This window comes from Pseudomonas sp. GNP014 (genome assembly GCF_054344005.1).
The window spans coordinates 851,436-876,281 of sequence record NZ_JBTGUS010000001.1; the positions used below are offsets into that span (position 1 = coordinate 851,436).

At 59.9% G+C, this 24,846-nt stretch carries 21 protein-coding genes and 1 pseudogene; 7 read left to right on the forward strand and 15 right to left on the reverse strand.

What is annotated here, in order from left to right; translation table 11 throughout:
* Positions 1–74: 74 nt before the first annotated feature.
* On the reverse strand, positions 75–740 hold the full coding sequence (locus ACXX9E_RS03980; RefSeq protein WP_322375801.1) for a fumarylacetoacetate hydrolase family protein: 666 nt from the start codon (positions 738–740) through the stop codon (positions 75–77).
* 41 nt (positions 741–781) lie between these two features.
* Complete coding sequence (locus ACXX9E_RS03985; protein WP_123469642.1) at positions 782–2,176, reverse strand: D-2-hydroxyglutarate dehydrogenase; 1,395 nt, start codon at positions 2,174–2,176, stop codon at positions 782–784.
* A gap of 204 nt (positions 2,177–2,380) precedes the next feature.
* Between ACXX9E_RS03985 and serA the strand changes: the two genes are divergently transcribed.
* Entirely contained in the window at positions 2,381–3,610 is a 1,230-nt protein-coding gene (serA, locus tag ACXX9E_RS03990) for a phosphoglycerate dehydrogenase (RefSeq protein WP_128615558.1), read from the forward strand.
* A 120-nt stretch (positions 3,611–3,730) separates the two neighbouring features.
* Here serA and ACXX9E_RS03995 read toward each other — a convergent pair whose 3' ends face one another.
* Positions 3,731–4,156: a DUF4399 domain-containing protein gene (locus ACXX9E_RS03995; protein WP_123469644.1), complete on the reverse strand. Its 426-nt coding sequence runs from the start codon at positions 4,154–4,156 to the stop codon at positions 3,731–3,733.
* A 135-nt stretch (positions 4,157–4,291) separates the two neighbouring features.
* Here ACXX9E_RS03995 and ACXX9E_RS04000 point away from each other — a divergent pair, with 135 nt between their 5' ends.
* Entirely contained in the window at positions 4,292–4,858 is a 567-nt protein-coding gene (locus tag ACXX9E_RS04000; protein WP_458555054.1) for a transporter substrate-binding domain-containing protein, read from the forward strand.
* A 448-nt stretch (positions 4,859–5,306) separates the two neighbouring features.
* On the opposite strand, the gene ACXX9E_RS04005 is transcribed toward ACXX9E_RS04000, so the two are convergent.
* Both ACXX9E_RS04005 and ACXX9E_RS04010 read right to left on the reverse strand, forming a co-directional pair.
* Positions 5,307–5,792 carry a 2-thiouracil desulfurase family protein gene (locus ACXX9E_RS04005; RefSeq protein WP_128615556.1) on the reverse strand — a complete coding sequence of 162 codons (486 nt, stop codon included), beginning with the start codon at positions 5,790–5,792 and terminating at the stop codon, positions 5,307–5,309.
* A 1-nt stretch (position 5,793) separates the two neighbouring features.
* A complete protein-coding gene (locus ACXX9E_RS04010; protein WP_123469650.1) occupies positions 5,794–6,426 on the reverse strand; it encodes a 2OG-Fe(II) oxygenase in 633 nt (210 codons plus the stop codon).
* 108 nt (positions 6,427–6,534) lie between these two features.
* Between ACXX9E_RS04010 and ACXX9E_RS04015 the strand changes: the two genes are divergently transcribed.
* Positions 6,535–7,287 (forward strand): DUF2059 domain-containing protein, encoded by a 753-nt coding sequence (locus ACXX9E_RS04015; protein ID WP_128615555.1) that lies wholly within the window; start codon positions 6,535–6,537, stop codon positions 7,285–7,287.
* Positions 7,288–7,413: 126 nt separating this feature from the next.
* Here ACXX9E_RS04015 and bipL read toward each other — a convergent pair whose 3' ends face one another.
* Positions 7,414–8,364, reverse strand: a complete 951-nt coding sequence (bipL, locus tag ACXX9E_RS04020) for a phospholipase BipL (protein ID WP_222834094.1) — start codon at positions 8,362–8,364, stop codon at positions 7,414–7,416.
* A 99-nt stretch (positions 8,365–8,463) separates the two neighbouring features.
* Here bipL and ACXX9E_RS04025 point away from each other — a divergent pair, with 99 nt between their 5' ends.
* On the forward strand, positions 8,464–9,042 hold the full coding sequence (locus ACXX9E_RS04025) for a DUF6436 domain-containing protein (RefSeq protein WP_128615554.1): 579 nt from the start codon (positions 8,464–8,466) through the stop codon (positions 9,040–9,042).
* A 102-nt stretch (positions 9,043–9,144) separates the two neighbouring features.
* A complete protein-coding gene (locus tag ACXX9E_RS04030) occupies positions 9,145–11,556 on the forward strand; it encodes a penicillin acylase family protein (RefSeq protein ID WP_458555055.1) in 2,412 nt (803 codons plus the stop codon).
* 77 nt (positions 11,557–11,633) lie between these two features.
* On the opposite strand, the gene ACXX9E_RS04035 is transcribed toward ACXX9E_RS04030, so the two are convergent.
* The 9 genes and pseudogenes from ACXX9E_RS04035 to ACXX9E_RS04075 form a co-directional block, all read right to left on the reverse strand.
* Positions 11,634–12,776 (reverse strand): IS481 family transposase, encoded by a 1,143-nt coding sequence (locus ACXX9E_RS04035; protein WP_409202038.1) that lies wholly within the window; start codon positions 12,774–12,776, stop codon positions 11,634–11,636.
* A 250-nt stretch (positions 12,777–13,026) separates the two neighbouring features.
* Positions 13,027–13,344 (reverse strand): annotated as a pseudogene (locus ACXX9E_RS04040) (helix-turn-helix domain-containing protein); the annotation flags it as partial.
* A gap of 72 nt (positions 13,345–13,416) precedes the next feature.
* Positions 13,417–14,307: an ABC transporter permease subunit gene (locus ACXX9E_RS04045; RefSeq protein WP_123469660.1), complete on the reverse strand. Its 891-nt coding sequence runs from the start codon at positions 14,305–14,307 to the stop codon at positions 13,417–13,419.
* Positions 14,304–15,185, reverse strand: a complete 882-nt coding sequence (locus ACXX9E_RS04050; protein WP_457237102.1) for an ABC transporter permease subunit — start codon at positions 15,183–15,185, stop codon at positions 14,304–14,306. Before ACXX9E_RS04050 ends, ACXX9E_RS04045 begins: the two co-directional genes overlap by 4 nt.
* A 35-nt stretch (positions 15,186–15,220) precedes the next feature.
* On the reverse strand, positions 15,221–16,363 hold the full coding sequence (locus tag ACXX9E_RS04055; protein WP_103302476.1) for an ABC transporter ATP-binding protein: 1,143 nt from the start codon (positions 16,361–16,363) through the stop codon (positions 15,221–15,223).
* Between the two features lie 67 nt (positions 16,364–16,430).
* On the reverse strand, positions 16,431–17,528 hold the full coding sequence (locus ACXX9E_RS04060) for a polyamine ABC transporter substrate-binding protein (RefSeq protein WP_123469664.1): 1,098 nt from the start codon (positions 17,526–17,528) through the stop codon (positions 16,431–16,433).
* Between the two features lie 188 nt (positions 17,529–17,716).
* Entirely contained in the window at positions 17,717–18,826 is a 1,110-nt protein-coding gene (locus ACXX9E_RS04065) for a polyamine ABC transporter substrate-binding protein (RefSeq protein WP_128615878.1), read from the reverse strand.
* A gap of 171 nt (positions 18,827–18,997) precedes the next feature.
* Positions 18,998–20,362: an aspartate aminotransferase family protein gene (locus tag ACXX9E_RS04070; RefSeq protein ID WP_458555056.1), complete on the reverse strand. Its 1,365-nt coding sequence runs from the start codon at positions 20,360–20,362 to the stop codon at positions 18,998–19,000.
* Between the two features lie 56 nt (positions 20,363–20,418).
* On the reverse strand, positions 20,419–21,777 hold the full coding sequence (locus ACXX9E_RS04075) for a glutamine synthetase family protein (RefSeq protein WP_007967993.1): 1,359 nt from the start codon (positions 21,775–21,777) through the stop codon (positions 20,419–20,421).
* A 731-nt stretch (positions 21,778–22,508) separates the two neighbouring features.
* On the opposite strand from ACXX9E_RS04075, the gene ACXX9E_RS04085 reads away from it, so the two are divergent.
* Positions 22,509–23,885 carry a glutamine synthetase family protein gene (locus ACXX9E_RS04085; RefSeq protein WP_128615876.1) on the forward strand — a complete coding sequence of 459 codons (1,377 nt, stop codon included), beginning with the start codon at positions 22,509–22,511 and terminating at the stop codon, positions 23,883–23,885.
* A gap of 276 nt (positions 23,886–24,161) precedes the next feature.
* On the forward strand, positions 24,162–24,794 hold the full coding sequence (locus ACXX9E_RS04090; protein ID WP_222834089.1) for a TetR/AcrR family transcriptional regulator: 633 nt from the start codon (positions 24,162–24,164) through the stop codon (positions 24,792–24,794).
* Positions 24,795–24,846: the final 52 nt, after the last annotated feature.

A 24,846-nucleotide genomic window follows, 5' to 3' on the forward strand; every position in this document is an offset into this window, starting at 1 on the left:
GGCAACGATGATGTCGACTGACCTGGCGCCTTCGCGAGCAAGCTCGCTCCCACAGGGGATTTGCAGTGTTGCGGTTAGCGTACGCTGCTGGTGAAGCGGCTCGCGCCGACCAGTTCGAGCACGATGTCGTCGCCGACACTCAGCGGACCGACGCCCACCGGGGTGCCGGTGAGAATCACGTCGCCGGCCTGTAGCGAGAAGCAGCCGGCCATGTGCTGGATCATCGGCACGATCGGGTTGAGCATCGCGCTGCTGTTGCCGTCCTGGCGCACTTCACCGTTGATGGTCAGGCGTATGCCGATGTCGGTCAGGTCAGCGAAGGTGCTGCCGACCACGAACGGGGCGATCACCGCTGCGCCGTCGAACGACTTGGCGATTTCCCACGGCAGGCCCTTGGACTTGAGCTCGGCCTGCTTGTCGCGCAGGGTCAGGTCCAGCGCCGGGGCGAAACCGGAGATCGCGTCGAGCACCTCTTCGCGGCTCGGCTTGGTCGACAGCGGCTTGCCGATCAGCACAGCGATTTCCGCTTCGTAGTGCACCGAACCGCGCTCGGTCGGAATGCTGAACCCGCCTTCCAGCGGCACCACACAACTGCCCGGCTTGATGAACAGCAACGGTTCGGTCGGGACCGGGTTGTCCAGTTCCTTGGCGTGTTCGGCGTAATTACGGCCAATGCACACGACTTTCCCGATCGGGAAGTGAATGCGCGTGCCGTCGACATACTGGTGCTGATAGCTCATTTACCGACTCCTGCCTTCATTGATTCATCAAAGATTGCCCATCAAACCGCGAAGATCTTGCCCGGGTTCATGATGCCGTTCGGGTCGAACACCGCCTTGACCGCTTTCATGTACTCGATTTCGACTGGCGAACGGCTGTACGTCAAGTAGTCGCGCTTGGTCATGCCCACGCCGTGCTCGGCGGAAATCGAACCGTTGTACTTCTCGACGGTTTCGAACACCCACTTGTTGACGGTTGCGCACTTGGCGAAAAACTCGTCCTTGCTCAGGTTATCCGGCTTGAGGATGTTCAGGTGCAGGTTGCCGTCGCCGATGTGGCCGAACCAGACGATTTCGAAGTCTGGATAGTGTTCGCCGACGATCGCGTCGATTTCCTGCAGGAATGCCGGCACTTTCGACACGGTGACCGAGATGTCGTTCTTGTACGGCGTCCAGTGCGAGATGGTTTCGGAGATGTATTCGCGCAGCTTCCACAGGTTCTGCAGCTGGGTTTCGCTCTGGCTCATCACGCCGTCCAGCACCCAGCCCTGCTCGACGCAGTGCTCGAAGGTTTCCAGCGCGCTGTTGGCCACTTCTTCCGTAGTCGCTTCAAATTCCAGCAGCGCGTAGAACGGGCAATCGGTTTCGAAGGGTGCCGGCACATCGCCACGGCCCAGCACTTTGGCCAGAGCCTTGTCGGAGAAGAATTCGAACGCGGTCAGGTCGAGTTTGCCCTGGAAAGCGTGCAGCACCGGCATGATCGAATCGAAATCGGCAGTGCCGAGGACCATCGCGGTGAGGTTTTTCGGCGCGCGATCCAGACGCATGGTCGCTTCGACGACAAATCCAAGGGTGCCTTCAGCGCCGATGAACAATTGGCGCAGGTCATAACCGGTGGCGTTCTTGATCAGGTCTTTGTTCAGCTCCAGCACATCGCCCTTGCCGGTGACCACCTTCATGCCGGCGACCCAGTTGCGGGTCATGCCGTAGCGAATCACCTTGATCCCGCCGGCATTGGTGCCGATATTGCCGCCAATCTGGCTGGAACCGGCCGAAGCGAAGTCCACCGGGTAGTACAGGCCGTTTTCTTCGGCAACGTTCTGCAAGTGCTCGGTGACTACGCCCGGCTGACACACGGCGGTGCGGTCGGTGAGGTTCACGTCGAGAATCTGGTTCATGTAGTCGAACGACACCACCACTTCGCCATTGGCGGCCACGGCGGCGGCAGAAAGCCCGGTGCGCCCGCCGGATGGCACCAGCGCCACCTTGTGGGTGTTGGCCCAACGGACGATGGCCTGCACCTGCTCGATAGTCTTGGGAAACACGATGGCACTTGGCGCCGGGGCGAAGTGCTTGGTCCAATCCTTGCCGTACGTGTTCAGGGAGTCGGCATCGGTCAGGACCTTGCCAGGCTCGACCAGGGTCTTCAGTTCATCAATCAGGGCAGGATTGGTCATCGACAGAACTCTCGAACAATTCATGGTCATCCTGAAGACGCTTCACGTCGCAGGAATGAGTGTTTCGCGGGGTGGCTATGCTAGCATACCGACCCCGCAGGCCAGTGCCCAAGGCCAGTTCTGCGGTGACGGCTTTCTTGTCGTCCAGGTCAATGTCTGTTGACCATTTCCTGCCATTTTTCTCCGGGATACAGGTTTACGCAGATGAGCAAGACTTCTCTCGATAAGAGCAAGATCAAGTTCCTTCTTCTCGAAGGCGTCCACCAATCGGCTGTCGACGTCCTCAAGGCGGCGGGCTACACCAGCATCGAATACCTGACAGGCTCCTTGCCGGAAGCCGAGCTCAAGGAAAAGATCGCTGACGCTCACTTCATCGGCATTCGTTCGCGCACCCAACTGACCGAAGATATCTTCGATCACGCGAAGAAGCTGGTGGCAGTCGGCTGTTTCTGCATCGGCACCAACCAGGTTGACCTGAGTGCTGCCCGCGAGCGCGGTATCGCCGTGTTCAACGCGCCGTACTCCAACACCCGCTCCGTTGCCGAGCTGGTACTGGCCGAAGCGATCCTGCTGCTGCGCGGCATCCCGGAGAAGAACGCTTCCTGCCACCGTGGCGGCTGGATCAAGTCCGCAGCCAACTCCTTCGAGATCCGAGGCAAGAAACTGGGCATCGTCGGCTACGGCTCGATCGGTACGCAGCTGTCGGTTCTGGCGGAAGGCTTGGGCATGCAGGTGTTCTTCTATGACACCGTGACCAAGCTGCCGCTGGGCAACGCCACTCAGGTCGGCAACCTGCACGAGCTGCTGGGCATGTCCGATATCGTCACCCTGCACGTACCGGAAACCGCTGCGACCCAGTGGATGATCGGCGAGAAGGAAATCCGCGCCATCAAGAAGGGCGGCATCCTGATCAACGCCGCGCGCGGTACCGTGGTCGAGCTGGACGCCCTGGCGGACGCGATCAAGGACAAGCACCTGATCGGCGCAGCCATCGACGTATTCCCGGTGGAGCCACGCTCCAACGACGAAGAGTTCGAAAGCCCGCTGCGTGGCCTGGACAACGTGATCCTGACCCCGCACATCGGTGGTTCGACCGCCGAAGCGCAAGCCAACATCGGTCTGGAAGTGGCAGAAAAACTGGTCAAGTACAGCGACAACGGTACGTCCGTTTCGTCGGTGAACTTCCCGGAAGTGGCCCTGCCGGCTCACCCTGGCAAGCACCGCCTGCTGCACATCCACGAGAACATCCCGGGTGTGATGAGCGAGATCAACAAGGTCTTCGCCGAAAACGGCATCAACATCTCCGGTCAGTTCCTGCAGACCAACGAGAAAGTCGGTTACGTGGTAATCGACGTCGACGCCGAGTACTCGGAGCTGGCGCAAGAGAAGCTGCAACACGTCAACGGCACCATCCGTAGCCGTGTGCTCTTCTAAGAGCAGCTACAAGCCTCAAGTTACAAGCGGCAAGTGATGTTCGCTTTTGCTTTGACTTGAGGCTTTCAGCTTGAAGCTTGCAGCTGTAAAAAAAGGGAGCCCCGAAGGGCTCCCTTTTTTTTATTCGACGTTAACGGTGATTTTCTTCGAGACGATTGGCGGATCGAACGGCATGTGGCCGCTGTCGCCCAGCTCCAGTTGCAGGGTGTGCTTGCCCGGTGCCAGTTTGATCGTGGCCTCGGTCTGCGCCTTGCCGAAGTGCATGTGGTTCGCATCATTCGGAATCGGCGCGCCTGCCGCCGGCAGCTTGTCGACGTCGATCAGCAGGTGGTGGTGCCCGGTGTTTTTGGTGACATCACCGGCCGGCGCCAACGCGACATCCTTGGTACCGAACTTGACTTTGAATTCCTGGGAAACCGTGGCCCCGTCCTCGGGAGAAACGATGAACACTTCAGCGCCCTTGGGGGCCGGAGTCGCTGCACTGGCCAGCACTGAAACACCCATCAACAGGCCAGCCAAGGCTGCTCGTGACATAAACGTTTTCATTCTATTCTCCAGTTTTTCCGTAAAATCCGCGTGGTCATGACAACTTCATGACCATTCGTTGTCGAAGGCACTCGACAACCATAGCAAAGCGAGCCTGAATCAGAGCGTCGCGATAATGATTTCAAAGGAGTGACCATGCGTTTTCTGCCTGGCCTGATCTGCCTGCTACCCCTTTTGAGCCCTCTGGCTCACGCCGAACTGATTGATGACGTCAACGACCGTGGCGAGCTGCGCATAGCCCTTGAGGCTAATACACCGCCCTTCAATTACAAGGACGATAGCGACAAACTCACAGGGTTCGAGGTCGAGCTGGGACAACTGCTGGCCAACGAGCTGGACGTGCGCGCCGAATTCATCGTCACTGACGAAGCCGACCTGCTCCAGGGCGTTGAAAGCGGCAAGTACGATGTTGCGCTCAACCACATGGCACTGACACCGGAACTCAAGGATCGTTTCGATTTCAGTGAGCCTTACGGCAAGGCCGATGCGCAGTTGCTGGCGAAGAAGGATGAGCAGCCACGGCCGATGGTGCTGGTGCAGGCATTGACGGAAGAGAAGCCAAAAGCGGCGACACCGGTCGAGTTGGCGATTCCGTTTCAGAAGGGCAATCCGGCGTTTCAGGCCAGCCTTGCGGGTGCGCTGCAGCGGATCAAGGCGGACGGGCGCCTGGCGGCGCTGACCGAGAAGTGGTTCAAGCCTTAAAAGCCCCTCACCCTAACCCTCTCCCAGAGGGAGAGGGGACTGATTGGGGGACGATTCAGAGATACGCCGACTTGGGATCGCTATACCGAATCCGAAATCGACTGATCATGGCTTTGTCGAATCCATAATCGATGAGGTCTTTCAGCTCGATGCAAGACGCCAGACCCCGCGGTCGGCCCCCTCTCCCTCAGGGAGAGGGGGCTGATTGGGGGACGCTTCAGAGATACGCCGACTTGGGATTGCAATACCGAATCCGAAATCGACTGATCATGACTTTGTCGAATCCATAATCGACTTGGGATTGCTATACCGAATCCAAAATCGACTGATCATGACTTTGTCGAATCCATAATCGATGAGGTCTTTCAGGTCGATGCAAGACGCCAGACCCCGCGGTCGGCCCCCTCTCCCTCAGGGAGAGGGCTGGGGTGAGGGCAACGATTCCGGATCAGTCCAAAGCCGCCAGAGCCACCGCCGCCAGCGGCAGTTCGAGTTCACTGAAAACCTGCACGCCATGGCGCTTGAGCAACGCGGCCGTTACGCCTTCGCCTGAGACTTTCACTCCGCTGAACGTCCCGTCGTAAGTCAGCAGATTGCCGCAAGAAGGACTGTTGGCCTTGAGCACCGCCACCCGAATGCCGTGTTTTTGCACCAACGCCAGCGCCTGGCGTGCTCCGTCGAGAAACTGCGCACTGACATCCTCGCCCTCGGTAGTGATTACCGCCGCGACGCCATCAAGCACTTCACCACCCTGCCCGCCCGGAATCTCCGCCGCCGCCCGTGGCGTCGGCAACCCACCGGCGACTTCCGGACACAGCGGCACTACGCGCCCTTCGGCGATCCACTGTTCGAGCAAATCAAACGGCCCGCTGGCCCCGCCGTCGTAACGCACGCGGTGGCCCAACAGGCAGCGACTGACCAGAATCTTGTCCATGTCAGAACGGCTCGTTGCCACGGCGGCGGAACCAGCCGGTCAGCGACAGGCGCTCGCGGTTCGCCGGCAGAACTTCATGCGGCACTTCACCGGAGAGGAACACCACCAGACAACCGCCAGTTGGCTGCACGTCGTGCACGCGATCGTCGTTCAGGTACATGCGCAGTTGCCCGCCATCCTCCGGCAACCAAGCGTCATTGAGGTAGACCACCACCGAGACCATGCGCTTGTCGTCGTCGCGAAAACGGTCGACGTGCTTGCGATAAAAAGCACCCGGCGGATACAGCGCGAAATGGCATTCAAAGTCCTCAAGACCAAGAAACAAGCCTCGGTTGAGTGCCTCGCGCAGGCTCTCCATAAGATTCAGATAGCGGTCGCTAGAATCGGCCTGGCCCGGATCGATCCACTGAATGTGGTCGCCGCGAATCCCCTCGCGAATCTCTGAAAACGGCCCACGCCCGACCGCCGCCGGCGCCAGTTCACCCTCGGCTTCACGTTTACGGCACTCGGCCGCCAGCTCGCGGGTCAAACCGGCGGGCAGGAATATGTTCTGCTGCGACCAGCCATGTTCGGCCAGGTCATCGACGATGCGTAACAGCAGTGGGTGTTCAGAGGATATTTGCATGGCGCGCATAGTATGTCGGCGGCAGGAAATCCGACAGAGCCACGCAGCGGCTTGCTACGAATTCTCGACAAGTACCGGCACCGCACGGAGAATAGTCCGCTGCTGACAGGAGTCCCTATGCGCCGTTTGCTTTTTTCACTGTTGATGTTCTGCGTTTTGCCCGCCTGGGCGGACGGCCACGATCAGTTGTACAAGATCGCCGGCTGGCCAGATCAACGTGCGCACTTCAATGACGCCCTCAGTGCCGCACAGCAGCGCTATCAGAACAGCCTGCCACCCGCCGTGTTTCAGGCGCTGGTCAACAACAGCAACCAGCGCTTCGCTCCCCAGGCCATGGATCAACGCGCCGAAGCCCAGCTGCGGCAGCACCTCGCCGACCCGAAACCGGCCCTGGCCTTCTTCCAATCGCCGCTGGGCAGGAAAATCGTCGCCGCCGAATTGCTCGCGACCCGCCGCGATCAACTGGCGAAGAATGCCAAGGGCCTGCCGAAGATGCCGGCCAGTGACAATCGCCTGCTGATCATTGGCCACCTCGCCCAGGCGTTGCCGGCCCGTGAAGCCGGCGCTGAAGTGAGCCTGGCGATTGCCGGTGTGGCGGCCGACAGCTTGAGTTCGATGATCCCCGGCCTGCTCGGTGGGGGCCAGGCGCAAGGTATGTTGAATGGGCAGCGCCAGCGCTTGATGGAGCAGATTGGCGCCGACATGAACAACACCCTGCTCTACGTTTATCGTGATCTGTCGGATGACGAACTGGAGCAGTTCGCGACCTTTGCCGAGTCCGCCGAGGGCAAGGCTTATTATCAGGCGGCGCTGGCAGCGATTCGGGCGGGGCTGGCGGTGGGGCAAAGCGCTTCGAGCCTCAGCCAGTAATCGTTTAAGCCTGTCAGACCGCCATCGCTGGCAAGCCAGCTCCCACAGGGATCTTTAGTGAACGCAGGATTTGTGGGCACTTGAGAATCCGTGGGAGCTGGCTTGCCAGCGATGAGGTCAGTAAGGTTACTGAAGATTACGCCCTCTGATCCGCTTGCTCAGAAACTCGAAATACTCCTCGCGCATCTCCGCCGTTTCATTGGCCAGGTGATGCCGCGCCTCCGGCAGCAGCAGGATCTGCGGTCGATCAAACTTCCACTTCAACACCTGCAAATTGTGCTGCCAGTCCACGGTCATGTCCGCCTGCCCCTGAATGATCAGTGGCCGTCGCGGGCTTTTTTTCGCGTGTTCGACACGGATGATCCAGCGCGACAGTGCGCCGACCCACGCCGTCGGCAAGCGTTTGGGCTGTAACGGATCGGCCTGCAGGAACGGCAGGAAGGCTGGGTCGTTGGAGTTTTCGCTGAAGCGCCGGGTGACGCCCCGCACGAAAGGCCTCAGCAGGTAATAACTGAGCTGCGACCAGCCCCACGCGCGCGGGCGCACCAGCGGCGCCAACAGAATCAGCTGACCTTGCGCCGGGCTGCCCTCGCCATGGTTGAGCACGTGATCGACCACAATCGCCCCGCCGGTGCTTTGCCCGCACAGATGCCACGGCTGCGGCAACGCAATCGAACGCGCCTCGGCGAACAACGCCTGCAACATATCCTGGTACTCAGCGAAATCGCGAATGCTCGCCCGTGGCCCGCTCGACAGGCCGTGCCCCGGCAAGTCGCAGGCGATCACCGCGAAATCCTGATCCAGCGCCCACTCGATCACATGCCGATAGAGACCGGTGTGATCGTAGTAACCGTGCAACAGAAACAGCGTCGCCTTGACCTTCTCCGGCCACCAGCAGTGGCTGACCAGTTCATAGCCATCGACCTCGAAACGGCCCATGCCACGCCAGACATCACGCTCGGGGAAGTCGGTTTTGTAAAAGCGCTGATAGGCCTTGGCCTCGTCCGACAACGGCTGCCACTCGACCAAGGGCTTGAGGCTCGCGCGTAAATGATCGGGATCGAAAGTGTCAGGCATGCAGTCATTCCAAAGCGGTAAACAGACTTTATCGGCCTGCGATATTCATCTGTAGTGGCAGACATGGCAAGCTAGCCGACCTTTCGAGGATCGAAAACCATGCGCCCGCCCTACCGCACCGCACTGTTTGCCAGCCTGCTCGCCTTGGTCTGCGCCGGCGTGCTGTGGGCGGCGTACGACTGGTTTCAGGGGCGTTATCTGCGCGCGTTCAGCGAACACACGGCGGTGTTTTCCGGCGACCCGTTGCGCCTGCCGGATGAACTGGCCGGCCCGGGGCCGATTCGCCTGGTGCATTTCTGGGACCCGGCCTGCCCGTGCAACGTCGGCAATCAGCAACACCTGACCGAGATGGTCGAGCACTTCGGCAGCAAAGGCGTCGAGTTCTTTGCCGTGCAGAAAGCCGGCAGCCACGGCCAGTTACCCGCCACCCTCGGCAGCCTGAAAACCATCACCGTTTTACCCGGCTCCGAGCAGATCCCCGCCAGTCCGGCGGTAGCGATCTGGGACCGCAACGGCAAACTGGCGTACTTCGGCCCCTACAGCGAAGGCCTGACCTGCAACTCCAGCAACAGTTTTATTGAACCGATCCTCAATGCCCTGACGCAAGATCGCCAGGTCAACGCCACGCACACCCTGGCAGTCGGTTGTTATTGCCCGTGGCCGGTGGTGACGCAGTAAGGCATTCCGGACTTTTCGAGGACAGCGATGCACGGCACGGAAGGTCTGTGCTAATTGTTTGCAGCCCGACGGGCGGCAATCCCGCATGCACAAGGAGTCACCATGAAACGCGTGTTCACCGTTCTTGCCTTGCTCATCTTAGTGTTGCTCGCCGGCGCCGGCTGGTACGTCTACAGCAAACAACCCACACGTCAGGGCCAGGTGGAGTTGCGCAACCTGCAAGGTTCGGTGACCGTGCGTTACGACGAGCGCGGCGTGCCGCACATTCGTGCCGAGAACGAAACCGACCTCTATCGCGCCCTCGGCTACGTACATGCCCAGGACCGTCTGTTCCAGATGGAAGCCATGCGCCGCCTCGCCCGCGGCGAACTGGCCGAAGTGCTCGGGCCGAAGCTGCTCGACACCGACAAACTGTTCCGCAGCCTGCGCATCCGCGAACGCGCCGCCAGTTATGTCGCCAGTCTCGATAAACAGTCACCGGCGTGGAAGGCCCTGCAAGCCTATCTGGACGGCATCAACCAATATCAGGACAGCCACGCCGCGCCGGTGGAGTTCGACGTGCTGGGCATCCCCAAGCGGCCGTTCACGGCAGAGGACAGCATCAGCGTCGCCGGTTACATGGCCTACAGCTTTGCTGCCGCGTTTCGCACCGAACCGCTGCTGACCTACGTGCGCGACCAGCTCGGCGCCGATTACCTGAATGTCTTCGACCTCGACTGGCAGCCCAAAGGCGTGCTGGCCAAGGGGCACGCGAAAGCCACCCCAGGCCTTGCGGCAGCTGACTGGAAAGACCTCAACGCCCTCGCCCGCCTCAGCGAGCAGGCCTTGCTCGACAACGGCCTGCCTCAGTTCGAAGGCAGCAACGCCTGGGTGATCGCCGGCAGCCGCAGCCAGAGCGGCAAACCGCTGCTGGCCGGCGACCCGCACATCCGCTTTTCGGTGCCGTCGGTGTGGTACGAGGCACAGTTGTCGGCGCCGGGCTTCGAGTTGTACGGCCATCATCAGGCGCTGGTGCCGTTTGCATTTCTGGGGCACAACCTGGATTTCGGCTGGAGCCTGACCATGTTTCAGAACGACGATCTGGACCTGATCGCCGAGAAGGTCAATCCGGATAATCCGAATCAGGTCTGGTACCACGGCCAATGGACCGACATGGTCACCAGCGAACAACAGATCAAGGTGAAGGGCCAGACACCGGTGACCCTGACCCTGCGTCAGTCACCCCACGGCCCGATCGTCAACGACGCCCTTGGCGCGGCGGCGGGCAAGACGCCGATCGCCATGTGGTGGGCGTTCCTCGAAACGCCGAACCCGATCCTCGAAGGTTTCTACCAGCTCAATCGCGCCGACACCCTGGCCAAGGCCCGCGCCGCCGCAGCCAAGGTGCAGGCACCCGGACTGAACCTGGTGTATGCCAACGCCAAGGGCGATATCGCCTGGTGGGCATCGGCGTTGCTGCCCAAGCGGCCGGCCGGGGTGAAACCGGGCTTCATTCTCGACGGCAGCAGCGGTCAGGCGGACAAGGACGGTTACTACCCGTTCAGCGCCAACCCGCAGGAGGAGAACCCGGCGCGCGGTTACATCGTCTCGGCCAACTTCCAGCCACTGTCGCCGACCGGCATGGAGATTCCCGGTTACTACAACCTGGCTGACAGGGGCCAACAGCTCAACCGCCAGCTCAGCGACAAAAGCGTGAAGTGGAACAACGAGGCCAACCAGAAACTGCAACTGGGCACCACCACCGCCTACGGCCCGCGCACGCTGGCGCCGTTGCTGCCGGTACTGCGTGAAGTGGTGAGTGATCCGGCGCAACTGAAGCTGGTCGAGCAACTGGCGCAATGGCAAGGCGACTATCCGCTGGATTCGGTCAGTGCCACGGTGTTCAACCAGTTCCTCTACGACCTGGCCGATGCGGCGATGCGTGATGAGCTAGGCAATGATTTCTTCGACACGCTACTGTCGACCCGCGTGATCGATGCCGCCCTGCCGCGCCTGGCGGCGAACGCCGACTCACCGTGGTGGGACAGCCGCAACACGCCGAACAAGGAGACTCGAGCCGACATCGTCAAAGCGGCGTGGCAGGCGAGCATGGCGCACCTGAAACAGACCCTCGGTGACGACACGAAGGGCTGGAAATGGGGCGTGGCGCACACCCTGACCCATGGTCATCCGCTGGGTCAGCAGAAGCCACTGGAGCGGATTTTCAATGTTGGGCCATTCGCCGCGCCAGGTAGCCATGAAGTGCCGAATAACCTGTCGGCGAGAATCGGCCCGGCGCCATGGCCGGTCACGTACGGGCCCTCGACACGACGTCTGGTGGACTTCGCCGACCCGGCGCACAGCCTGACCATCAACCCGGTCGGTCAAAGCGGCGTGCCGCTCGACAGTCACTACGACGATCAGGCCGAGGCGTATGTGGACGGGATGTATGTGCAGGCACATTTCAGCGAAGAGGAAGTCACGGCCAATACCCGCAGTACGTTGAAGCTGTTGCCGGCGCGGGCAGCACCTTAAAAGCCCCTCACCCTAGCCCTCTCCCTGTATGTACCGGAGACATGGTGGACACATGTTCGGAGACATGGTGGACGGTTTTAGATCTTCTTACCTGCTGTAACGATCTGCAAGTTCAAGTCGATTCGGGCGATGCGATGTCTACTCCAGTAGACATCGTGGATGCCGTCCTCCGTCGTTTCCCGGATAGCTACTGACTTCCCGTAAAAAGCTTTCCCGACTGTGTATTCACGGTTCCTCCAGTAGATCTCGCCCTTTACCTGAACCTTCCTGACCACATCACCATCGTCGTACTCCGGCGCTGCGGGTTGCTCCTGATATTCCCTTGAGCTGCTGCTGTACCGAGTAGCAGGAACCTGCATGTCCAGCGCTTGATGCGGGCGCTTCTGGTTGTAAATATCACGCCAGATATCAAACGCCCGTTGCGCGCTGTTGAGATCGTTAAAGTGCTGACCCTGGAGGACTTCATTTTTCAGACTGCGGTGGAAGCGTTCCAGCTTTCCTTGGGTTTGCGGATGATAAGGTCGTGAGTGGCCGACCTTGATGCCTTGACTCATCAGCCAGACCTCCAGCGCGGTATAAACGCCTGTCTGATCACCCCATGGAGAGCCGTTGTCCATCGTCATGCGCAAAGGCAGGCCATAGCGCCGAAAGGCCCGGACCAGATGCTCCTGGACGGTGTCGCGCTGCTCATTGATACACGCCGCGATGCACAGTGAAAACCGCGAATGATCGTCCAGCATCGTCAACGGATGGCAACGCCCCTGACCCAGACTGATATGCCCCTTGAAGTCCATCTGCCAAAGATCGTTGGGCGCTTCATGCTCAAAACGGATAAACGGTTTGATCTCGGCGGCCTTTGGATCAACGCGTGAATGACGCTGTAAAACCGCATGCACGGTACTGACCGAAGGCATCACTAAGCCGTTGTCTTCCAACACACGTTTGAGCTTGCGAGCGCCCCAGGCCGCGTACTCCTGACTCACGGTCAGAATCTGCTGTTCAACCTCATCAGCACATCGCTTGGGTGATGTCTTCGGTCGTCGAGACTGATCGTTCAGTCCTTCTGCACCCAGGTTTTCAAACCTGTTAAGCCATTTATAGGCGGTGCTTGGGCTGATATTAAATCGACGGCAAAGCTGCCGGACATTGGCCCCTTCTTGCCGAGCCAAAAGCACGAATTCTGAACGAAGCTGCACAGTGGACACCTCTTCCCAAGACACAGGTCATCTCCTTAGTGATGAGCAATGTGCCTATTAAAAAGTGTCCACCATGTCTCCGAACACCTGTCCACCATGTGTCCGGTACATACACTCCCAGAGGGAGAGGGGACTGATCGGGGGATGCTCATGGCTTACACCGTCCTGACCCTGCTTTGCCGAATCCATAATCGATAGGGTCTTTCAGGTCGATGTAAAACGCCAGACACCGTGGTCGGCCCCCTCTCCCTCCGGGAGAGGGCTGGGGTGAGGGTTAATGCGCCACCGCAAAATTCAGCCGAAACTGCTGCGGCGTCACGCCCAGCCGGCGATTGAACACACTGCGCATGTGTTGCGCATCGCGAAAACCACACTGATACGCCACAGTCTTCAACGGCGCCGCCGTACTTTCCAGCATCACCCGCGCCGCATCCACTCGCGCCCGCTCGACGAACTCCGCTGGCGTGACCTTGGCTTCGCGCGCAAACACCCAAGAGAAATTGCGTGCGCTCATGTTCGCCGCATTCGCCAGATCGGCAATGCTCAGGTCACCGGTGAGATTAGCCAGCCCATACAACTGCACCCTCGCCACAAAAGCCTGATGCCAAGCCACAAAAAAGCCTCACTACCTTTGCAGGAAGTGAGGCTTTTTTTACCGTAGGGCTTACGCCGCTTCCGGCGCCGGGGCGCGACGTACGTCCGGTTGTTTCCACGAATCGGCGGCGCCTTCTTCGATGGCTTGCTGGATGGCTTTTTTGCGCGCCTCTTCGGCACGGCGGCTGAAGAACCAGACCATGAAGGTCACCAGCGATACCGCCAGCAGAATCAGGCTGGCCACGGCGTTGATCTCCGGCTTCACGCCCAGACGCACCGCCGAGAACACTTCCATCGGCAGGGTCGTCGAGCCCGGCCCGGAGACGAAGCTCGCCAGCACCAGGTCGTCCAGCGACAGGGCAAACGACATCATGCCGCCCGCTGCCAGCGACGGCGCGATCATCGGGATGGTGATCAGGAAGAACACCTTCCACGGCCGCGCACCAAGGTCCATGGCCGCTTCTTCGATCGACAGGTCCAGCTCACGCAGACGCGCCGACACCACCACCGCCACATAAGCCGCACAGAACGTCGTGTGGGCGATCCAGATGGTGACGATGCCTCGCTCCTGCGGCCAGCCGATCATCTGCGCCATCGCCACGAACAGCAGCAACAGCGACAGACCGGTGATCACTTCCGGCATCACCAACGGCGCGGTGACCAGGCCACCGAACAGCGTGCGGCCCTTGAAGCGGGTGATGCGGGTCAGCACGAACGCTGCCAGCGTGCCCAGCGCCACCGCGGCGACCGCGGTGTAGCAGGCGATTTCCAGCGAGCGCAACACCGAGCCCATCAATTGCGTGTTGTCGAGCAGGCCGACGTACCACTTGATCGACCAGCCGCCCCACACTGTCACCAGTTTCGAGGCGTTGAACGAGTAGATCACCAGGATCAGCATCGGCAGGTAGATGAACAACAAACCCAGAACCAGCATCAGGCTGGAGAAACGGAAGCGCTTCATTCTTTACCCTCCATTTCCTTGGCCTGACTGCGGTTGAACAGGATGATCGGGACAATCAGGATCGCCAGCATCACCACCGCCAGGGCGGACGCCACCGGCCAGTCACGGTTGTTGAAGAACTCTTGCCAGAGCACTTTACCGATCATCAGGGTTTCCGGGCCGCCAAGCAGTTCCGGGATCACGAACTCACCCACCACCGGGATGAACACCAGCATGCAGCCGGCGATGATGCCGTTTTTCGACAGCGGCACGGTGATTTTCCAGAAGCTGTTGAAGGTGCTCGAACCGAGGTCCGACGCCGCTTCCAGCAGACTGGTGTCGTGTTTGACGAGGTTGGCGTACAGCGGCAGGATCATGAACGGCAGATACGAATAGACCACACCGATGTACACGGCGAGGTTGGTATTGAGGATCTGCAGCGGCTCGTCGATCAGGCCCATGCTCATCAGGAACCCGTTGAGCAGGCCGTTGTTGCTGAGGATGCCCATCCACGCGTAAACGCGGATCAGGATCGCGGTCCAGGTCGGCATCATGATCAGCAGCACCAGCACCGTTTGCAGCTCTTTACGGGCACTGGCGATGGCGTAGGCCATCGGGTAGCCGATCAGCAGGCAGAGGATGGTGCTGAAAAACGCCATCTTCAGCGAGCCGAGGTACGCGGCAATGTACAACTCGTCGTCGCCGAGCATCGCGTAGTTGCCCAGGTTCAGCAGCAACTGCAGCTTCTGCTCGGCGAAGGTGTAGATCTGGGTGTACGGCGGGATGGCCACGTCGGCTTCGGCGAAGCTGATCTTCAGCACGATGAAGAACGGCAGCATGAAGAACAGAAACAGCCAGATGAACGGGACCCCGATGACCAGTTGGCGGCCACCGGGAATTATTCGATTGAGGCGGCGTTTGAATTTGCGCATGTTCATGAGCGAAGTACCACGCCGCTGTCGTCTTCCCACCACACGTAAACCTGGTCACCCCAGGTCGGGCGGGCGCCGCGGCGTTCGGCGTTGGCGACGAACGATTGCACCAGCTTGCCGCTCGGCAGCTCGACGTAGAACACCGAGTGACCGCCCAGGTAGGCGATGTCATGCACCTTGCCGCTCGACCAGTTGTATTCGCAGGTCGGCTGGTCGGCGGTGACCAGCAGTTTCTCCGGACGGATCGCGTAGGTGACCGACTTGTCCTGCACCGACGTGCTGATGCCGTGGCCGACGTAGATCTGCCGGTCGAGGTCCTTGCAGGTGATCGTCGCGTGGCCTTCGGCGTCGTCAATCACTTCACCTTCGAAGATGTTCACGTTGCCGATGAATTCGCAGACCAGACGGCTGGTCGGGGTTTCGTAGATGTCGATCGGGCTGCCGATCTGGGCGATCCAGCCCAGGTGCATGATCGCGATGCGCTCGGCCATGGTCATGGCCTCTTCCTGGTCGTGGGTCACCATCACGCAGGTCACGCCCACGCGCTCGATGATCTCCACCAGCTCCAGTTGCATCTGCGACCGCAGTTTCTTGTCCAGTGCGCCCATCGGCTCATCGAGCAACAGCAGCTTCGGCCGCTTGGCCAGCGAACGCGCCAGCGCCACGCGCTGCCGCTGACCGCCGGACAGTTGATGCGGCTTGCGCTTGGCGTACTGGCTCATCTGCACCAGCTTGAGCATTTCGGCTACGCGGGCGTCGATCTCGGCCTTGGGAATCTTGTCCTGCTGCAGGCCGAACGCGATGTTCTGCGCCACAGTCATGTGCGGGAACAGGGCGTACGACTGGAACATCATGTTGATCGGTCGCTCGTACGGCGGCATGTCGGTGATGTCGACGCCGTCGAGGAAAATGCGCCCCTCCGTGGGCCGTTCGAACCCTGCCAGCATCCGCAGCAGGGTGGATTTGCCCGATCCCGAACCGCCGAGCAGGGCGAAGATCTCACCCTTCTTGATTTCCAGGGACACATCGTCCACGGCAATCGTCTCGTCGAACTTCTTCGTGACCCGGTCGATTTTGACCAACACCTGTTTAGGTGTCTGGTCGCCCTCGAGGGCTTTCTTATAGGCGCCGGAGGCAACTGCCATTTACGAAACTCCCAGAAAAAAACAGTGCAGTTCGCCCAATGCAGACGAACCCAGGATAGTTTGTGCCTTACTTGCCCGACTTGACCTTGGTCCAGCTACGGGTCATCAAACGCTGAATATTGGGTGGCAACTCGACCGACACGTAAGTCTTGTCGAGAACGGCCTGCGGTGGATAAACCGCTGCATCGGTGCGGATGGACTGTTCCATCAGCTTGTCCGCCCCCGGGTTGGGGTTGGCGTAACCGACGTAATCACTGACCTGGGCGATGACCTCAGGTTTCAGCAAATAGTTGATGAAGGCGTGCGCCTCCTTGGCGTTGGACGAGTCCTTCGGAATCGCCAGCATGTCGAACCACAGCGCGCCGCCTTCTTTTGGAATCGAGTACGCGATGTTCACGCCTTTCTTGGCTTCCTCGGCGCGATGCTTGGCCTGGAACATGTCACCGGAAAAACCGATGGCCACGCAGATGTCGCCGTTGGCCAGGTCGCCGATGTATTTGGACGAGTGGAAGTAGGTCACGTAAGGACGTACCGCGAGCAACTTGTCGGTGGCTTTTTCGTAATCCTTGGGGTTGGTGCTGTTGGCGTTCAGGCCCATGTAGTTGAGCACGGTCGGCATCATTTCATCCGCCGAATCGAGGAACGCGACGCCGCAGCTGTGCAGTTTCTTGATGTTCTCGGGCTCGAACAGCACGCTCCAGGAGTCGATCTTGTCGACACCGAGCACTTCCTTGACCTTGTCGACGTTGTAACCGATGCCGTTGGTACCCCACAGGTACGGCACGGCGTACTGGTTGCCTGGATCGTTCTGTTCCAGGCGCTTGAGCAGCACCGGGTCGAGGTTGGAATAGTTCGGCAATTGCGCCTTGTCGAGCTTCTGAAACGCGCCCGCCTTGATCTGCTTGCCGAGGAAGTGGTTCGACGGCACGACCACGTCGTAACCGGTACGCCCGGCCAGCAGCTTGCCTTCCAGGGTTTCGTTGGAATCGAACACGTCGTAGACCGGTGTGATCCCGGTGGCTTTCTGGAAGTCAGCCAGGGTCGTCTCGCCGATGTAGTCCGACCAGTTATAAATATGCACCGTACCGGCGGCCTGGGCTCCGACAGCAATGGTCAGGCCGGCAGTGGCCAGCAGGGCTTTGCGCAAAGAAGAAAAAATAGGCAAGTGGAGGTCCTCTAATTTAATTGGGCCCAAGTTGCCCCGCGTTACATGACAGCCATGGCTGCCCGGAAACAAAACCGGCGCGCAACTTACCCTCGAAAAACCGTTCCTGCAAAACTTCCTGTCATTTAATTGATCCGCTGACCGCCCTCACAAACGACGACGGCCAGCGGTTACGGCTTCAAACCGGCTTATTTACCGGATTTGATCTTGGTCCAGCTGCGGGTCAATTCACGCTGGGTCGCCGCTGGCAGATCGGCGATGGCATACAACTTGGCCTGCACATCGGCTGGCGGGTAGATGCCTGGATCGCTGGTGATGTCTTTATTCACCAGTGGCGTTGCAGCAGCGTTACCGTTCGGGAAACGTACGGCGTTGGTGATGCCGGCCATGACTTCAGGCTTCTGCAGGAAGGTCATGAACTTGTAGGCGCCCTCAACGTTTTCGGCATCCTTCGGAATCGCGACCATGTCGAAGAAGCTGCCCGCGCCTTCCTTCGGAATGGCGTAGCTGACTTTGACCTTGTCACCGGCCTCGGCAGCACGGGACTTGGCCTGCTGCACATCACCCGAGTAGCCGACCGCTACGCAGATGTTGCCGTTGGCCAGGTCCGAGATGTACTTGGAGGAGTGGAAGTAGGTGATCGAAGGACGAATCTTGAGGAACAGTTCCTCGGCCTTCTTGATGTCTTCTTTCTTCTGGCTGTCGGTTGGCAGGCCCAGGTAGTGCAGCGCGACCGGCAGCATTTCGGTCGGCGAATCGAGGAAGCTCACACCACAGCCCTTGAGCTTGGCGATGTTTTCCGGCTTGAGCAGCACGTCCCACGAGTCGATGGTGTCGACGCCCAGCGCAGCCTTGACCTTCTCCGGGTTGTAGCCGATGCCGATCGAGCCCCACATGTACGGGAAGGCGTGCTTGTTGCCCGGGTCGCTGACCGATACGGCCTTGAGCAGGTCCTGGTTCAGGTTCTTCCAGTTAGGCAGCTTGGACTGGTCCAGTTCCTGATAAACGCCGGCCTTGATCTGCTTGGCCAGGAAGTTGTTCGACGGCACAACGACGTCGTAACCGGACTTGCCCGCCAGCAGTTTGGCTTCCAGGGTTTCGTTGCTGTCGAATACGTCGTAGACAACCTTGATCCCCGACTCCTTCTCGAAGTTGGCGATGGTGTCCGGGGCGATGTAGTCGGACCAGTTGTAGACGTGCAGCACCTTGTCGTCCGCGTGAACCGCACCCGCCATCATGCCCGCTACGGACAAAGCGAGAAGAGTCTTGCCAGCAAGCTTTTTACCTAATGCCTTCATGCGTCATGCTCCAAATTTTTCTTTTTTGAACCACTCTGTTCAGCGGCCGAACCCCGACAACTGGAACCGCGGCTAGTCTGGCAAGATCGGAGGCGGTCTTTCAACAAAAGGCCGACCTTTCTGACACCATCGAGCGAGAGCGCCGCGGCTCCCTCGCTCGAAGCCTAGCACTTAGGCCTGCAACGCACTGAGGGTCAGGTCCAGACACTTGCGTGCCTTTGTAACCAGCTCGTCGATCTCCGCCTTGCTGATCACCAGCGGCGGCGCAATGATCATGGTGTCGCCCACGGCGCGCATGATCAGGCCGTTATCGAAGCAGAACTGCCGGCAGATCATGCCCACGCCCCGACCTTCGTAACGCTTGCGAGAGGCCTTGTCCTGCACCAGCTCGATCGCCCCCAGCAGACCGACCCCGCGCACTTCACCCACCAATGGGTGATCGTTCAGTTCCCGCAGACGTTTCTGCAAATACGGTGCCGTTTCGTTACGCACGTTCTCGATAATTTTCTCGTCGCGCAAAATCCGGATATTTTCCAGACCCACCGCTGCTGCCACCGGATGTCCGGAGTAGGTGAAGCCGTGGTTGAAATCACCGCCTTCGTTGAGCACCTTCACCACTTCGTCGCGAACGATCAGGCCACCCATCGGGATGTAGCCGGAGGTCAGGCCTTTGGCGATGGTCATCATGTCCGGTTTCAGGTCGTAGAAATCCGAACCGAACCACTGACCGGTACGGCCGAAACCGCAGATCACTTCATCCGCCACGAACAGAATGTCGTACTTGGCGAGGATTTCCTTGATGCGCGGCCAGTAGCTGTCGGGCGGAATAATCACGCCACCAGCGCCCTGAATCGGCTCGGCAATAAAGGCACCGACGTTGTCCACGCCGACTTCGAGAATTTTCTCTTCCAGTTGGTTGGCCGCCCAGAGGCCGAACTCTTCCGGCGACATGTCGCCGCCCTCGGCGAACCAGTACGGCTGCGCAATGTGGACGATGCCCGGGATCGGCAAGTCGCCCTGTTCGTGCATGTAAGTCATGCCACCCAGGCTCGCGCCGGCCACGGTGGAACCGTGATAGCCGTTCTTGCGGCTGATGATGACTTTCTTGTTCGGCTGGCCCTTGACCGCCCAGTAGTGGCGAACCATGCGCAGCATGGTGTCGTTGCCTTCGGAGCCGGAGCCGGTGAAGAACACGTGGTTCATGCCCTCAGGTGCCACGTCGGCGATGGCCTTGGCCAGTTCCAGTGCCGGCGGGTGCGCGGTCTGGAAGAACAGGTTGTAGTAAGGCAGTTCGCGCATTTGCTTGGCAGCCGCGTCAGCCAGCTCATCGCGGCCATAACCGATCGCCACGCACCACAGACCCGCCATGCCATCGAGGATCTTGTTGCCCTCGCTGTCCCACAGGTACACGCCCTTGGCGTTGGTGATGATCCGTGGGCCCTTCTCTTTCAGCTGCTTGAAGTCGCTGAACGGGGCCAGGTGGTGATCGCTGCTCAGGGCTTGCCACTCACGGGTTTGCGGGTTGTTGCTGGTCATGCCAATTCTCCTTGTTATCGGTGAAGGCACGGCTGCTGCCAGCCGTGCCCGGCGTATCAGACGGCGAAGAGCAGGTACTCACGCTCCCAGGAACTGATCACGCGCTTGAAGTTTTCATGCTCGGCCCGTTTAACCGCGACGTAGCCAGTGATGAAGGTTTTGCCCAGGTATTTCTCGATGGTCGCGCTGTTTTCCATGCGTTCGAGGGCGTCTTCGATGGTCAGCGGCAGGCGCAGGTTGCGGCGTTCATAGCCACGGCCAACGACTGGCGCGCTCGGGTTGAGGCCCTCGACCATGCCGATGTAGCCGCAGAGCAGGCTTGCGGCAATCGCCAGGTACGGGTTGGCGTCGGCGCCCGGCAGGCGGTTTTCCACACGGCGATTCTGCGGCCCGGCATCCGGGACGCGCAGGCCCACGGTGCGGTTCTCTTCGCCCCACTCCACGTTCACCGGCGCCGAGGTGTCCGGCAGGAAGCGGCGGAACGAGTTGACGTTCGGCGCGAACAGCGGCAGCAATTCCGGGATCAGTTTCTGCAGGCCACCGATGTGGTGCAGGAACAGCTGGCTCATGGTCCCGTCTTCATTGGAGAACACGTTCTTGCCGGTCTCGATGTCGATGATGCTCTGGTGCAAGTGCATCGCACTGCCCGGCTCACCGGTCATCGGCTTGGCCATGAAGGTGGCGGCCACGTCGTGCTTGAGCGCGGCTTCGCGCATGGTGCGTTTGAACACCAGGATCTGGTCGGCCAGCGACAGGGCGTCGCCATGACGGAAGTTGATTTCCATCTGCGCCGTGCCGTCTTCGTGGATCAGCGTGTCGAGGTCCAGCTCCTGCAGTTCGCACCAGTCGTAGACGTCTTCGAACAGCGGGTCGAATTCGTTCGCCGCTTCGATGGAGAACGACTGACGACCGATTTCCGGACGGCCCGAACGGCCAATCGGCGGCTGCAACGGATAGTCAGGGTCGTCGCTGCGCTTGGTCAGGTAAAACTCCATTTCCGGCGCCACGATCGGCTGCCAGCCCTTGTCGGCGTAGAGTTTCAGGACTTTCTTGAGCACGTTGCGCGGCGACAGCTCGATCGGGTTGCCTTGCTTGTCGTAGGTGTCGTGGATCACCTGGGCGGTCGGCTCTATCGCCCACGGCACCAGGTACACGGCGTTCTGGTCGGGGCGGCAGATCATGTCGATGTCGGCCGGATCGAGCAGTTCGTAATAGATGTCGTCTTCAACGTAGTCGCCGGTCACGGTCTGCAGCAACACACTCTCTGGCAGGCGCATGCCTTTTTCGGCGATGAACTTGTTGGTCGGCGAGATCTTGCCGCGGGTGATACCGGTCAAGTCGCCGATCATGCATTCGACTTCTGTGATCTTGTGGTCTTTCAACCAATCGGTGAGCTGGTCGAGGTTGTTACTCATAAATGCCTCTGGGCTGAGTCTCCTGACAGGGGTGTCAGGCAAAGTTTGACGCCGTGACGTCGCGTTAAAGGGTGCTTGCTTGCGCGCAGTGCCGGCTTACGCCTGGCACCGCGCATCAACAATGAAAGAGGAGCTTACCTGCCCTTTACGCTGGCGTTGCATTTCCTGTGCACATTCAAGGCGTGCAGAATCATGAGCACGGCTCGAAGAGCGGCACAGGCTTTGGGACTCAAAGGGATCTATAGTGAAAGGAGACGCCATAAACAGGATGCCTTGCCGTACGTCCAGAATAACGGACGCGACCGTTCTGGCTGCTGCCGACGAGACCGGCATAGACAGCCCGCGAGCCTTGCTGGCTGCGCTACGGACGGATTGATCGCCACTGATGTGATGAGCATGCAGACCGGACTGTTGCGAGCAGTCGGTGATGCCGATTAACGGCAGGCGAGACATGAAGCACCCCGGTATTATTGCTGTTATGGGTTTGATCCGAGCTTAGCCTTGTTCATTTTTTTACACAACACCCCCGTAAAAAATACAACACGGCCTGCTCAAGCCTGCGGGTGCCAAGCGTCCCAAGGATAAAAAACCGCCCCAAAGTGCCCCATAAATGCCCTCGCAGCGCTTTTTTAGGGCAAAAAAGGCCTCGCTTGACTTCGGCAGGCCGTTCGGGTTGACTGAAACCAGAAAAGATCAATGATTGATATTTTTAACAACAAAGGTGTTGCATCATGTCGGTACCCCCGCGTGCCGTTCAGCTTAACGAAGCGAACGCGTTCCTTAAGGAACATCCTGAGGTTCTGTACGTTGACCTTCTGATTGCGGATATGAATGGTGTGGTGCGCGGCAAGCGCATCGAACGCACCAGCCTCCACAAGGTTTACGAGAAAGGCATCAACCTGCCGGCCTCTCTATTTGCTCTGGATATCAATGGCTCTACGGTGGAAAGCACCGGCCTGGGCCTGGACATCGGCGACGCCGACCGGATCTGCTATCCAATCCCCGACACCCTGTGCAACGAGCCATGGCAGAAGCGCCCTACCGCGCAACTGTTGATGACCATGCACGAACTCGAAGGCGACCCGTTCTTCGCCGATCCGCGCGAAGTGCTCCGTCAAGTTGTTGCAAAATTTGACGAGATGGGCTTGACCATCTGCGCCGCGTTCGAACTCGAGTTCTACCTGATCGACCAGGAAAACGTGAACGGCCGTCCACAGCCGCCACGCTCGCCGATCTCCGGCAAACGCCCACACTCGACTCAGGTCTACCTGATCGACGACCTCGACGAATACGTCGACTGCCTCCAGGACATTCTGGAAGGCGCCAAAGAGCAAGGTATTCCGGCCGACGCCATCGTCAAGGAAAGTGCCCCGGCGCAGTTCGAAGTGAACCTGCACCACGTCGCCGACCCGATCAAGGCGTGCGACTACGCGGTACTGCTCAAGCGTCTGATCAAGAACATCGCCTACGACCATGAAATGGACACCACCTTCATGGCCAAGCCGTACCCAGGCCAGGCAGGCAATGGTCTGCATGTGCACATTTCGGTACTCGACAAAGATGGCAAAAACATTTTTGCCAGCGAGGATCCCGAGCAGAACGCCGCGCTGCGTCACGCGATCGGCGGTGTGCTCGAGACCCTGCCGGCGCAGATGGCTTTCCTCTGCCCGAACGTCAACTCGTACCGTCGCTTCGGCGCGCAGTTCTATGTACCGAACTCGCCGTGCTGGGGCCTGGACAACCGCACCGTGGCGATCCGCGTACCGACCGGTTCTGCCGATGCCGTGCGTATCGAACACCGCGTGGCCGGCGCCGACGCCAACCCGTACCTGCTGATGGCTTCGGTCCTGGCGGGTGTGCATCACGGTCTGGTGAACAAGATCGAACCGGGCGCTCCGGTCGAAGGCAACAGTTACGAGCAGAACGAACAAAGCCTGCCGAACAACTTGCGCGATGCATTGCGCGAGCTGGACGACAGCGAGGTGATGGCCAAGTACATCGATCCGAAATACATCGATATCTTCGTCGCCTGTAAAGAGAGCGAGCTGGAGGAGTTCGAACACTCCATCTCCGACCTCGAGTACAACTGGTACCTGCATACCGTTTAAACGGATTGCGAACCAGATAAAACGCCGTCGGCTCCTGCAGCCCACGGCGTTTTTTTATGGCCAACCAGCCATCTCTGTTGATGGGGTGGATGGCCGCCTGCGGCGGATCGCTGGCAAGTCGAATCGTCGCACCGCAGCTCCCACAGCGTTCTGTTGGGTACTCAAAATGTGTGCTCTACACAGATCATTGTGGGAGCTGGCTTGCCAGCGATGGCGGTCGACAAGACAACACGGAACCCGGCTCGTACAATGCCCCCTGCCCCGCAGGAGACTTCCATGACGCGTCCCGCCCCCGTCCGCAAACCCCGTGCCCGCAGCCAGGCGCGGATCGATTCGATTCTCGACGCCGCGCGCACACTGCTGGCGGCCGAAGGCGTGGCCAGTCTGTCGATCTACAGCGTCGCCGAGCGCGCACAGATTCCGCCCTCCTCCGTGTACCACTTCTTCGCCAGCGTCCCGGCGCTGCTCGAAGCGCTGACCGCCGATGTGCACGCGGCCTTTCGCGCCTGCCTGCAAGCCCCGATCAATCACCAGGCCCTGCGCGACTGGCGTGACCTGTCGCGGCTGATCGAACAGCGGATGCTGGAGATCTACGACGAAGACGCCGCCGCGCGCCAGTTGATCCTGGCGCAACATGGCCTGACCGAAGTGACCCAGGCCGACCGCCAGCACGACATCGAACTGGGCGACCTGATGCACAAGCTGTTCGATCATCACTTCGAATTGCCAAGGCTGCCGGAGGATGTCGATGTGTTTGCGCTGGCGATGGAGCTCGGCGACCGCGTGTATGCGCGCTCGGTGCAGCAGCACGGGCAGATCACGCCGCGCATGGCCGAGGAAGGGATGCGGGTGTTTGATGCCTATATCGGGTTGTATCTGCCGCCTTATCTGCCCAAAAGAAATCTCTAGCGCCCTCACCGACCCCTTCGCGAGCAAGCTCGCTCCCACAGTGATTTGTAGT

Excerpts from the sequence above, each read along its gene's own strand:
- ACXX9E_RS03980 (WP_322375801.1), bottom strand. The coding sequence starts at position 740 with ATGAGCTATCAGCACCAGTATGTCGACGGCACGCGCATTCACTTCCCG.
- ACXX9E_RS03985 (WP_123469642.1), bottom strand. The coding sequence starts at position 2,176 with ATGACCAATCCTGCCCTGATTGATGAACTGAAGACCCTGGTCGAGCCT.
- serA (WP_128615558.1), top strand. The coding sequence starts at position 2,381 with ATGAGCAAGACTTCTCTCGATAAGAGCAAGATCAAGTTCCTTCTTCTC.
- ACXX9E_RS03995 (WP_123469644.1), bottom strand. The coding sequence starts at position 4,156 with ATGAAAACGTTTATGTCACGAGCAGCCTTGGCTGGCCTGTTGATGGGT.
- ACXX9E_RS04000 (WP_458555054.1), top strand. The coding sequence starts at position 4,292 with ATGCGTTTTCTGCCTGGCCTGATCTGCCTGCTACCCCTTTTGAGCCCT.
- ACXX9E_RS04005 (WP_128615556.1), bottom strand. The coding sequence starts at position 5,792 with ATGGACAAGATTCTGGTCAGTCGCTGCCTGTTGGGCCACCGCGTGCGT.
- ACXX9E_RS04010 (WP_123469650.1), bottom strand. The coding sequence starts at position 6,426 with ATGCGCGCCATGCAAATATCCTCTGAACACCCACTGCTGTTACGCATC.
- ACXX9E_RS04015 (WP_128615555.1), top strand. The coding sequence starts at position 6,535 with ATGCGCCGTTTGCTTTTTTCACTGTTGATGTTCTGCGTTTTGCCCGCC.
- bipL (WP_222834094.1), bottom strand. The coding sequence starts at position 8,364 with ATGCCTGACACTTTCGATCCCGATCATTTACGCGCGAGCCTCAAGCCC.
- ACXX9E_RS04025 (WP_128615554.1), top strand. The coding sequence starts at position 8,464 with ATGCGCCCGCCCTACCGCACCGCACTGTTTGCCAGCCTGCTCGCCTTG.
- ACXX9E_RS04030 (WP_458555055.1), top strand. The coding sequence starts at position 9,145 with ATGAAACGCGTGTTCACCGTTCTTGCCTTGCTCATCTTAGTGTTGCTC.
- ACXX9E_RS04045 (WP_123469660.1), bottom strand. The coding sequence starts at position 14,307 with ATGAAGCGCTTCCGTTTCTCCAGCCTGATGCTGGTTCTGGGTTTGTTG.
- ACXX9E_RS04055 (WP_103302476.1), bottom strand. The coding sequence starts at position 16,363 with ATGGCAGTTGCCTCCGGCGCCTATAAGAAAGCCCTCGAGGGCGACCAG.
- ACXX9E_RS04065 (WP_128615878.1), bottom strand. The coding sequence starts at position 18,826 with ATGAAGGCATTAGGTAAAAAGCTTGCTGGCAAGACTCTTCTCGCTTTG.
- ACXX9E_RS04070 (WP_458555056.1), bottom strand. The coding sequence starts at position 20,362 with ATGACCAGCAACAACCCGCAAACCCGTGAGTGGCAAGCCCTGAGCAGC.
- ACXX9E_RS04075 (WP_007967993.1), bottom strand. The coding sequence starts at position 21,777 with ATGAGTAACAACCTCGACCAGCTCACCGATTGGTTGAAAGACCACAAG.
- ACXX9E_RS04085 (WP_128615876.1), top strand. The coding sequence starts at position 22,509 with ATGTCGGTACCCCCGCGTGCCGTTCAGCTTAACGAAGCGAACGCGTTC.
- ACXX9E_RS04090 (WP_222834089.1), top strand. The coding sequence starts at position 24,162 with ATGACGCGTCCCGCCCCCGTCCGCAAACCCCGTGCCCGCAGCCAGGCG.